This window comes from Psychrobacter sp. 5A.1, from assembly GCF_030407455.1.
Classification (GTDB): Bacteria; Pseudomonadota; Gammaproteobacteria; order Pseudomonadales; family Moraxellaceae; genus Psychrobacter.
This window is the reverse complement of the sequence record NZ_JASDDJ010000130.1, coordinates 1-1309: the sequence shown is the minus strand read 5'-3', so window position 1 is coordinate 1309 and position 1309 is coordinate 1. Positions and strand designations below refer to the sequence as shown.

Below are 1309 nucleotides of genomic sequence, written 5' to 3'. Positions count from 1 at the left end.
GAAATAATAAATCATGAGCATTCAATTAATATTAAATGAAAACCGCAAACACGGCGTACCCGTCAAGATTTACACCTCAGATGTTGAGCAAGGTGCAATGCAGCAATTGCGCAATCTAGCCCAGCTAGAGTTTGTACACTCACACATTGCGGTGATGCCCGATGTGCACGTTGGCAAAGGCGCAACAGTCGGCAGTGTGATTCCGACCAAGTCCGCCATTATTCCTGCGGCAGTCGGTGTGGACATTGGCTGCGGTATGAACGCGGTGCGTTTGTCTCTGACAGCGAGTGATTTGCCTGACAGTTTGAAGTCATTGCGATCGATCGTTGAGCAGCAAGTGCCAGTCGGCTTTAACATGCACAAGCAAATCCAAGCTAAGAACTCAACGCTTGATCCGTTGGGCAAACGCCTCAAACCGATTACTGATAAGCATCCAGGTTTACTCAAAATGCTTAAAGGTTTTGAGCGTACGTGGGCGAAACAGTTGGGGACATTGGGCGGTGGCAATCATTTCATTGAGCTGTGCTTGGATGAAAACAAGGATGTCTGGGTCATGCTGCATTCTGGCAGTCGCGGCATCGGTAATTGTATCGGCCAGTACTTTATTAACCTTGCCAAAAAAGAACGTCAATCGCGCTTCGGCCATGTGCCAGATCGTGATTTGTCTTACTTTGCCGAAGGGTCTGATAGTTTTGCTGACTATGTCGAAGCAGTGGGCTGGGCGCAGGACTACGCGCTAGAAAATCGCCGTGAGATGATGCGCTTGGTCATTAAGTCATTGCAGTCGCCACAAGCGGGATTACCACGATTTCAGCTGACCAAAGAAGCCATCAATTGTCATCATAACTATGTCAATGAAGAGGTGCATTTTGGTGAGCAAGTCTATGTGACCCGTAAAGGTGCCATTAGTGCTTATGCTGGTGAGCTTGGAATTATCCCAGGCTCTATGGGCGCAAAGTCCTTTATCGTACGCGGTCTGGGCGCAGCGGAATCGTTTTGCTCATGTTCACATGGGGCAGGGCGACAGATGAGTCGAGGTAAAGCCATGCGCGCGTTCACTATCGATGAGCTAAAAGCGCAGACGGATGGCGTTGAATGTCGTAAAGACAAAGGTGTCATCGATGAAATACCAGGCGCTTATAAAGACATCGATGAAGTAATGGCCAATCAAACAGATTTGGTTGAGGTGGTGCATACGCTGAAACAGGTCATGTGTATTAAGGGTTAGAGAGTCTAGGGCGTGTCCTCATTTTAAAAATGGTGATAAAAATGAGATAAATCGCAGTCAAACAAGGAAAATAGCGCAGAT

1 protein-coding gene is annotated in these 1309 nt (G+C 47.6%); it reads left to right on the top strand.

The window, feature by feature from the left end:
* Nucleotides 1–13: 13 nt before the first annotated feature.
* Nucleotides 14–1228, top strand: a complete 1215-nt coding sequence (locus QL982_RS14390) for an RtcB family protein (protein ID WP_290162813.1) — start codon at nucleotides 14–16, stop codon at nucleotides 1226–1228.
* Nucleotides 1229–1309 lie beyond the last annotated feature (81 nt).